This window comes from Peloplasma aerotolerans (assembly GCF_030012175.1).
Taxonomy (GTDB): Bacteria; Bacillota_I; Bacilli_A; order Acholeplasmatales; family Acholeplasmataceae; genus Peloplasma; species Peloplasma aerotolerans.
This window is the reverse complement of record NZ_JASCXW010000046.1, coordinates 1-8140: the sequence shown is the minus strand read 5'-3', so window position 1 is coordinate 8140 and position 8140 is coordinate 1. Positions and strand designations below refer to the sequence as shown.

The window sequence follows — 8140 nt, the reverse complement described above, 5'->3', positions numbered from 1 at the left end:
CTACAAATGAGTTAATTGACCTGAGACCAGTTCAATTACAAACGTATGCTTTTTGTGACATTTTTTCTAATGATATGAGAATATTTGCCACAAATGTATTGATTACTATTAAGTTAAAAAGTCATCAAATTATAAACCCAACGCCTGAAAAAAATAATTTTTTCATAATCGGTCCTTTTCATAATAATGAATATAGAAAGGGTATATAACATACAGTTCTCACAATGACAGTCCTTACTAAAGGGTCAAGGGCCCTAATCATTAATATTGAAAACTTAGTAAAAATTCTTGAAAAAACCATTATAAATCATTGTAAACCATTAAGAAATAGAGTGAATCTTTGACATCTTAACAAAGCCATTTCATAGCCACATACATGCCTTTCATCAGGATAGACAGTTGTAAAAGATGGGGCAGTGTGCCGTCCACAGTTGAACAGAAAAATCAAGTAGAAAATGACTTTTTTTCTCTTTATGAAGACCTTTAAAGACTACGACTTTCATAACAAAATACACTGGTTTCATAGCGATAACATAGTGATGCATAGTTCTCAAAACAAATCTGACCAAGTACAGATTATAAAACCACCGCTATAGATGGTGTCAAGTTGATATACTGTTTTACGTTTTGCCATCTTAAGATGGTTTTATTAATCTCCATAATCATTTATAATGTTATAGCAAAGGAAGTGATCAACAATGAGCGTTACGAATGAAGTGAAAGAGATAATCTTGCAACTCCCTAAGAATCAATTATTTAGTTCAAGAGAAATTTACGAAGCATACTTTATTGAAAATTGCTTGGAATCATCTTTTTCCAAAATAATTAATCGTATGCAAAAAGAAGGCTTGATTATAATGATTCAAAAAGGTATCTTTTATCTGCCTAAATATAAAAACGGAAAACAGGTTTCTATTAGACAGCGTGATATCAAATCTTATATCTCCTCTAATAAGAACGAGGGAGTTCTTATTGGCGAAGGATTGTACTTTCAATTAAAATTAACAAAAGTTGCTCCAAGCGAGTTTCATTACTATTCAAATCAAATAGCAGAACAATCAAAGAAAGTAGGGAATGCAAGGTTTACATCTCTACCATTTTATTTCGATCCTACTACAAGTTCAATCATTGAATTAATGGACGTTCTTTGCGGTTTTCATAGGATCACTGACATTGATCTAGCAGAATTTCATAGATTTTTAAATCAGACTGTAAAATTTTACGAAACCACAACATTCGAAAACATCAATAAGTATCTCCAATATCCAAAACATGTTATTGCATATCTTAAAGTAATATTAGATGATTTTGATATTGAAAACAATCTTAGCAAATATTTATCTACAAGAAGCATGTATAAGATTCCAGATTGGAAATAAAAAAGAAACATGGAGATTAATCAAAAAAAATTCGGTGACCGTTTTGATCGCCGAATTTTTCTATGATTCAATATGCTTTTACTTCTTCAGGAATGAGTTTGGTTTCTAATACTGCCCTTAAAGTGTTTATACACGTCTCATAACTCACTTTTTTATATATGAATCCTAAAGTGATATCATGATAATCTGATTCAAATACTTTATGATCAATGATTTCTTGTAATATATCTTTTGGTCTTGATCCTGGTTTTGATGATAAATTACGCATAGATAATCGTTGTCTATCTGATATGACATCATCAGTGATTTTTGCAACCACTTTTTTATCTAAAAGTCCACTGTTCCAAATCATATGAATATCATAAATATGTCTCGAGTATCTTTCATATGTCTTTTCTAAATGATAATCGCATATCGCAAACAGTTTATCTATAAATGTTCTATCAATGGATTGAATACTCATTTCAAAGGTCTCTAAATCATATTTTTTAATTAAATCCGGTCCTTCTTCTAGCTCAATTAAGTGTTTTGTTATATAGTTGCTCACTTTTTTCTTTATACAAGGATATGGTTTATAAACCGCGATGGTTTCGATTTTAATATGTGGAATCATCTCAGGAGTAGACTCGAATAGTCTTTCAAACTCAATTTCATAACTGTTAAAGTCTCTATCCGCTTGAACTTCATCAGGATTGATAAACTTCATGCCGAGTTTATCAATTGTAGCAAGAATGTTTTCCTTTAATCTTTTTCTTAACCCTCGACCTGCTTTAACATTCGGGAACTTGATCGTTAAATCAATATCTTCAGAAAACCGGTCAATCACATCATAGCACTTTGATAGAGACGTCCCGCCTTTAAATACAATGTCTACATTGTTTTCAAGCTTAGTTAGTCCTTTTAGAAACAGTGATACATAATAATCTTTTTCTACTTGATGATTTTGTAGTCCTGGTGTATTGGATGCAGTAGCGATGATTAGTTCTCTAAAATCCTTTTTATTTGTGTGTAAATGCATGAGTCCCTCCCAATTTGTAAAACTGTATTTGTGCATCCTTTGGATATGCCTCTACAATATGTTCAATCTCTTCATTTGATAAGTTCAATCCATTGAGATAATTACTAATGATTTCTTTTGATTCACTGAGTGAATATTCACTAAATTTGTTAAAATCAACGAATAAATCTAAGATTTGAAGCAGCTTGTAGTTGTCGTTTGTGACTTTAACTCTTGCTTGATTAATGATCACTCTAATGTTTTTTATCCGGATTGTTCTTTTTTTCTTTGATACCTCATTAGCGTATATGACTAAATCACTAGATGTTTGTGTTGTGAGTCCTAAAGCATTTGCAATATAAAAGCCACTTCTATATCCAACGACAGTGCCATCATCGGACTTAATATACTTCTTGTTTACAGCGTCTTCAGAATTCATGACAGCCATCTTTAAAATTCTATATGGGTTTGGTAATCCATAAACACCATTTTTTGATTTAATCAGTTTGCCTTGTTCAAATAATCTTCTCATAGATTCTCTAATTGTACCTTGTTTAATATCAGGAAAAACATCATATAATTCCTTTAAAAGGAACGGTTCATTAAACTCATATGTCTTCTCAATATATTCATATAATTGATCTATTATTTTCTTCACTTCATGACGCCTCCTTTTCTACAACATCATTATAACACAAACATTTTCTTTTGTGACATTATTTCTTATAGATAAAGAATATTTGTCACATATGAGAATATGTCATTAGTTTCATAATATGCACTAAAGGGAGGGTACATAACAGACAGTTCTAAGTGAAGATAGTTCATACTCAAGGGTCAGGGGTCCCTATCATAAAAATGTAATATTTTAGTGATATTTCAGTTAAATTACAAGAAAGTACTCAAGACATGAAAAGTGATTTTAACATCTTAATAGAGCCATTTCATAATGGAATACACTGGTTTCATAACAACAGACAGTTCTAACCAAAGGGGCGCCGTGTTTTGGCACATCTTGGGGAAAAAGTCAAGTCAATTATGTCATTTTGCGTCTTTATAATGAGCACAAGTTCATGTAAGAGATGGATAAGAAAATACACCCATTTCATAAGGATGACACAGGAAATATATCCTTAAAATCTCATATACTATGTTCAACAGTAAGGATTTCTTTGTTTCAAAAAGGCAAAGCTTTTGTCAAGAGTACAACATATTTACGTTTTTGAGTAATATATAATTATTCATAAAATATTTACAAGAATACCATCTACAGAGGATTTTCATAAAGCAACATATCTGATAGAATAAAGTGAACGAAAGGAATCAAATCAATGAACACACATGAAATATTAAAAACATCACTATCTTTATTAATCCTAAACACTCTCTACGATTCACGAACCTTATATGAAAGGTATTATCAGGATATCGTTTCAGAAGTTAACTATTTTAAAATAATCAGTCGCTTCATAGAATTTAACTTCTTAAAAAGCTTTTCTAAAGGAGTTTTCTATTTACCAAAAGTAGGTAAAAATGGTATGATTCCTCTTTCACCGCTTGCAACTAAATCCCTTGTTATTTCATCAAATGAATATGGGTGTGAAATCGGTGAAGTTTTATATCATCAACTCAAACTCACCCATCAAAAACCAAAAACATATCGTTATTACACGAGCAATCTAACAGAACATAAAAAAACATATGGTATCGCTACATTTCACCGACTTGAAGTTCATTTTGATGGATTGACAACCTTGCACATTCAATTCATGGATGTTTTATGTAACTATGATAAAATCATTCACATCAATAAGGATCAATTTTTGACGATAGCTCAATCTTTTTGCAAACAATTTAATCAAGATATCTTTTTATTACTTCATAAATTAATAGAGTATCAAAAGAAAGACATTGCATTTTTGTCTCAAGTCTTAGATTACTTTGGTGTGGAGCATAAATTATCAACACTATTATCAAATAGATCTTTATACAAAATTCCTCTTTGGAAGTAAAAACGCGAAAACTAGATTTTACTAGTTTCGCGTTTTCTAATAATTAACATTATCTTAAAAGTTTAACAAAGAAATCATCTATTTCTTTAAGGGAAGTTTCAATGTCATCACAATCCAAATCCCTAATCGAAAGTTTTTTCTTATCTGCTTCTTCTAACTGCATTCGAATATTACGCTTTAAAAACATGTCTAATAGTGAGTAATTGTTATATGTGTCAATTGAAATAATTGTTCTTTCACGACGGTGCTTAATTCTTGAGTCTAGCATGCCTATAAAATCACCTTGAGTGATAGGCATATTTTTATGATAGAATTGCCAAATCTTGTGAATGTCATAAAAATCTCTTGCTCTTTTTTCCTGAGATTCGTCTGAAGCTATTTTTTCTACGAATTCTTTATATAATTCTTTTTCAAGTGTTGTCTTTTCAACAAAAGTTCTAAAAGGTTCTTGGGTTAAGACTTTAATTTTGTCAATCTCAAATTTTATTTTTTCATCTTCTTCTAAATATTTGTAAATGATGGGAGTAATTTCTTTTTCAATCACTGGAAATGGATCTGTGAATGTAATGAGCTCAAGTTTAACTCTTTGATCTAGTTCACTCTGATGCTCTGTGTCATAATAGAGATAAACTTCCTTAAAATCAGAATGGATTGGATTAGATGATTCTGTTTTCCAAGACCACGTATTCACCAGATTTTCAATTGCTTCATGTGTCGCCTTCTGTTTAGCTTTTCTACTTTTAGCTGTGGCAACGATATCAATGTCTTCAGAAAACCTTTCAATTATTTGATAACATTTTGATAAAGATGTTCCACCGATAAAGATCAAATCTTTCTGGTTTTTATAGAGTTCTTTAAGTGCCAATACAACAAAATAGTCTTTTGATATAATTGCTTCATCAATTTTTTCTTCTTGGCTAGCTAAAGCTATATAGTTCTTAAATAATTTGTCATCAAGATGCAATTTCATGATTCAAAATCTCCTTCACGAACTTTCTATAATTGCTGTACCTTCTACCATTATAATAATAGCTATATTGAATCAGTTTTTCTTTATTTAAATTGAGGCTTTTGATTAAGTCGTTCAACATGGATAGATTCTTACTCATCTCAAAATCACTGTACTTAATATGTTTGACAATTTCAAGAAATTCAAGGTAATGTTTATTTGCTTCATTTACCTCAAATGGCGGATAAGAGATGAATACTTGGCCGTCATATAATTGCTTTGATCTCGTATGTATAGAGACGTTATTTGTAAGTACTTCATAGAAAGTCGACACTTGCGAAGTGAATTTATATTTATACAATAAGTAAGCACCTGTTCTAATACCTTGACAATTTTCTAGATATTTTGCTTCAACAATGTCATGAATCGATGGTGCAAGATGGGAGAATTTATTGTTTGCACTAGAAATATAATAAATACCATTTTCATATCGTTTAATGATACCAAAAGAAACCAAGTAAGATAAAGCTTGGTTAAGTGAATGTTCATTTTCTATGTTTAATATGTTTTTGAGATCTTCTTTAAGTATTGGCATGCGTTCAGCATAAATACTGGATATCTGATTGATATTCATTTTCATCCTCCATTCATAATGCAATATAAATTATATATTAATTCTATCATAATAATTTTGTGATGTAAAGGATCAAGATACTTTTAATTTAACAACATGAGAAATAGGGTAGTCAACTAAGGTAGTAATTAGGGTAGTTGATCTTATGAACATCATAAAACATGGATTTTTTAGAAACCTGATAACATCTTATTAAAGCCAACAAGTAGGTTATTTTTGGGGTAGATAAAGTATCAAATCAGACATTTCTTAAAAATGCGATAAAAAAGACAAGAAATAATCTCGTCTTCATCGATTTTAATAAGTTTTCATGTCAAGGGTGACATTCGTTTCATACCAACATACATAAGACAGACAGTCCTACCGTATAGCTGGATGTGACTTCTTTTCCATGTTAGATAATTCATCACATCACTGGTCTTTGCATATGAAATATGATGGTCTTTCAGATAGTTTAGGTATTGATTTAGTATGGTCTGATAGACTTCTCCTGTCCCTATAGTTATATCTTTTTCTTCAAGATATTGCTTAATCAACGATTCTAAAGGATGAATATTCATAGTTTATCTCCAATCATAGAAAGCTCTCTATCATATAATACTGTGATAGCGGGCTTTTTACTTTAATTTTGGAATTCATCAATAAATTTTGATTGGCTACTTTTATATGACGTTATAAAAATAGCAGGTTACTCTTTGTGAGTTCCTACTATTACATTTGATGAGTTATTCCTTTTTATGTTGATGATAGTTATATTTATAGTTTTTCATTTCAATATCTTTAATCTTTTCATATTTGTGAACTGTTCTATTTTTTGCAGGTCTCCGATTAGTCTTATGAATAATAGCATCACTTAATATGTCTTCAAGGTATTGATATTCGCTGTACTCATCCAAACTCGCCATGACAAGAGCGTTTCTAATATATGCAGCATGAACATTTAGGAGTTTTTCATCCAATGTATAATTATGATTTTCAAGAAAGAAATACAAATAGGTTGATAACGTTCTCGTGTTTCCTTCCCTAAAAGGATGTATTTTCCATAATGAAGCTATATATCTTGTCATCTCGTAAATGAATGAATTTTTACTCATGGTTTTCCAAGGCTTGTCAAAATAAAGAAGATGTATCTCATGAATTGCTGTCATTACTTTAGATTTATCCTCATATTTGACACTAAGTCCATTTAATATAAGTTCAGACTTTTCGATATTAATGGTTCGAGACTTCCCTGCCCAATCGTATACATCACTAAAAATGTGTTTATGTATATCAAATATTGCATCTGCATGAGAAACATTATAGTTTTCTTTAAACATTTTTAGTAACGCAAGGTTAACAACTGTATTTTCATAAGCTTCTAAATTTTCTTCATTTCTTATATCCAATATATTTCTTAAAACATGACTGTTCTCGTACAAATATGGATCAGACATTGATAAACTCCCTTTTTATAGCATATAGAGCAACTTCATAGTCAATATCACCCTTTGAATAAAGCGAGATAATTTTTTTAAACTTTTTAGGGTATGCTTTACCACCTGTTAAGTTGATTGCTTCTGCTAACTCTTTTGCTTTGTCTGTGATTTCTTTTTTAGGTTTTTTTACTTCAAAAGGCAAACCTTGATTTAAAAGGATTTGATTCAAGTAGATATCAATTGCAGTTGACATATTGATTCCCAAATCAATTAGAATTTCATCCACATCACTTTTTGTTTTCTCATCAACACGAACATTAATATAAGCATCTTTTTTCATCGTAACCACCTCATATATATTGTAACACAAATGTGTTACATTTACAATAGATTGTTATGATTAAATATATGTTTTATTATTCACTTGAAAATAACGATAGACTGTTTTTTTTATTTCCCTTATATTAATACACTTAAGCCATTAAGTATGTTTTTCTTGGGATAGATAAAGTATTGAATTGGATTTTCATGTTCTGCATAATCAAATTTCTATATTTTGAAAAGTTCTCAATCTTTTTGAGCATTATTATGTATATAGGAAGACACACACTTCATAAGGACATACAAAGGATAGACAGTCCTTCAGTATAGCTGGTGGTGCCTTTCGGAAAATCTTTTTCAACTAGATATTGATTAATCAAGTTCTCTAAAGGATGTGTTTTTATCATGTTAAACTCCTATCGCATGCATT

Annotated in this window: 10 protein-coding genes; 3 read left to right on the top strand and 7 right to left on the bottom strand. The window is 30.2% G+C overall.

The features are described from left to right. A partial coding sequence (locus tag QJ521_RS09000; protein ID WP_282840150.1) for a hypothetical protein occupies positions 1-209 on the top strand: 209 nt, incomplete at its 5' end. Between the two features lie 489 nt (positions 210-698). After that, positions 699-1379: a hypothetical protein gene (locus QJ521_RS08995; RefSeq protein WP_282840149.1), complete on the top strand. Its 681-nt coding sequence runs from the start codon at positions 699-701 to the stop codon at positions 1377-1379. Positions 1380-1446: 67 nt separating this feature from the next. On the opposite strand, the gene QJ521_RS08990 is transcribed toward QJ521_RS08995, so the two are convergent. Continuing rightward, positions 1447-2397: a nucleotidyl transferase AbiEii/AbiGii toxin family protein gene (locus QJ521_RS08990; RefSeq protein ID WP_282840148.1), complete on the bottom strand. Its 951-nt coding sequence runs from the start codon at positions 2395-2397 to the stop codon at positions 1447-1449. After that, positions 2378-3034 (bottom strand): hypothetical protein, encoded by a 657-nt coding sequence (locus tag QJ521_RS08985; RefSeq protein ID WP_282840147.1) that lies wholly within the window; start codon positions 3032-3034, stop codon positions 2378-2380. Before QJ521_RS08985 ends, QJ521_RS08990 begins: the two co-directional genes overlap by 20 nt. Positions 3035-3707: 673 nt before the next feature. Between QJ521_RS08985 and QJ521_RS08980 the strand changes: the two genes are divergently transcribed. Beyond that, positions 3708-4388, top strand: a complete 681-nt coding sequence (locus tag QJ521_RS08980; RefSeq protein ID WP_282840146.1) for a hypothetical protein — start codon at positions 3708-3710, stop codon at positions 4386-4388. Positions 4389-4437: 49 nt separating this feature from the next. On the opposite strand, the gene QJ521_RS08975 is transcribed toward QJ521_RS08980, so the two are convergent. The 5 genes from QJ521_RS08975 to QJ521_RS08955 all read right to left on the bottom strand — a co-directional run bounded on the left by QJ521_RS08975 (position 4438) and on the right by QJ521_RS08955 (position 7729). Further along, positions 4438-5358, bottom strand: coding sequence for a nucleotidyl transferase AbiEii/AbiGii toxin family protein (locus QJ521_RS08975; protein ID WP_282840145.1), 921 nt, complete (start codon positions 5356-5358; stop codon positions 4438-4440). Beyond that, positions 5342-5971 carry a DUF6088 family protein gene (locus QJ521_RS08970; protein ID WP_282840144.1) on the bottom strand — a complete coding sequence of 210 codons (630 nt, stop codon included), beginning with the start codon at positions 5969-5971 and terminating at the stop codon, positions 5342-5344. Before QJ521_RS08970 ends, QJ521_RS08975 begins: the two co-directional genes overlap by 17 nt. 308 nt (positions 5972-6279) lie before the next feature. After that, positions 6280-6531, bottom strand: a complete 252-nt coding sequence (locus tag QJ521_RS08965; protein ID WP_282840143.1) for a hypothetical protein — start codon at positions 6529-6531, stop codon at positions 6280-6282. A 165-nt stretch (positions 6532-6696) separates the two neighbouring features. Continuing rightward, positions 6697-7407 carry a Fic/DOC family protein gene (locus tag QJ521_RS08960; RefSeq protein ID WP_282840141.1) on the bottom strand — a complete coding sequence of 237 codons (711 nt, stop codon included), beginning with the start codon at positions 7405-7407 and terminating at the stop codon, positions 6697-6699. After that, positions 7400-7729: a type II toxin-antitoxin system RelB/DinJ family antitoxin gene (locus QJ521_RS08955; RefSeq protein ID WP_282840140.1), complete on the bottom strand. Its 330-nt coding sequence runs from the start codon at positions 7727-7729 to the stop codon at positions 7400-7402. The genes QJ521_RS08960 and QJ521_RS08955 overlap by 8 nt, the downstream gene beginning before the upstream one ends. Positions 7730-8140: the final 411 nt, after the last annotated feature.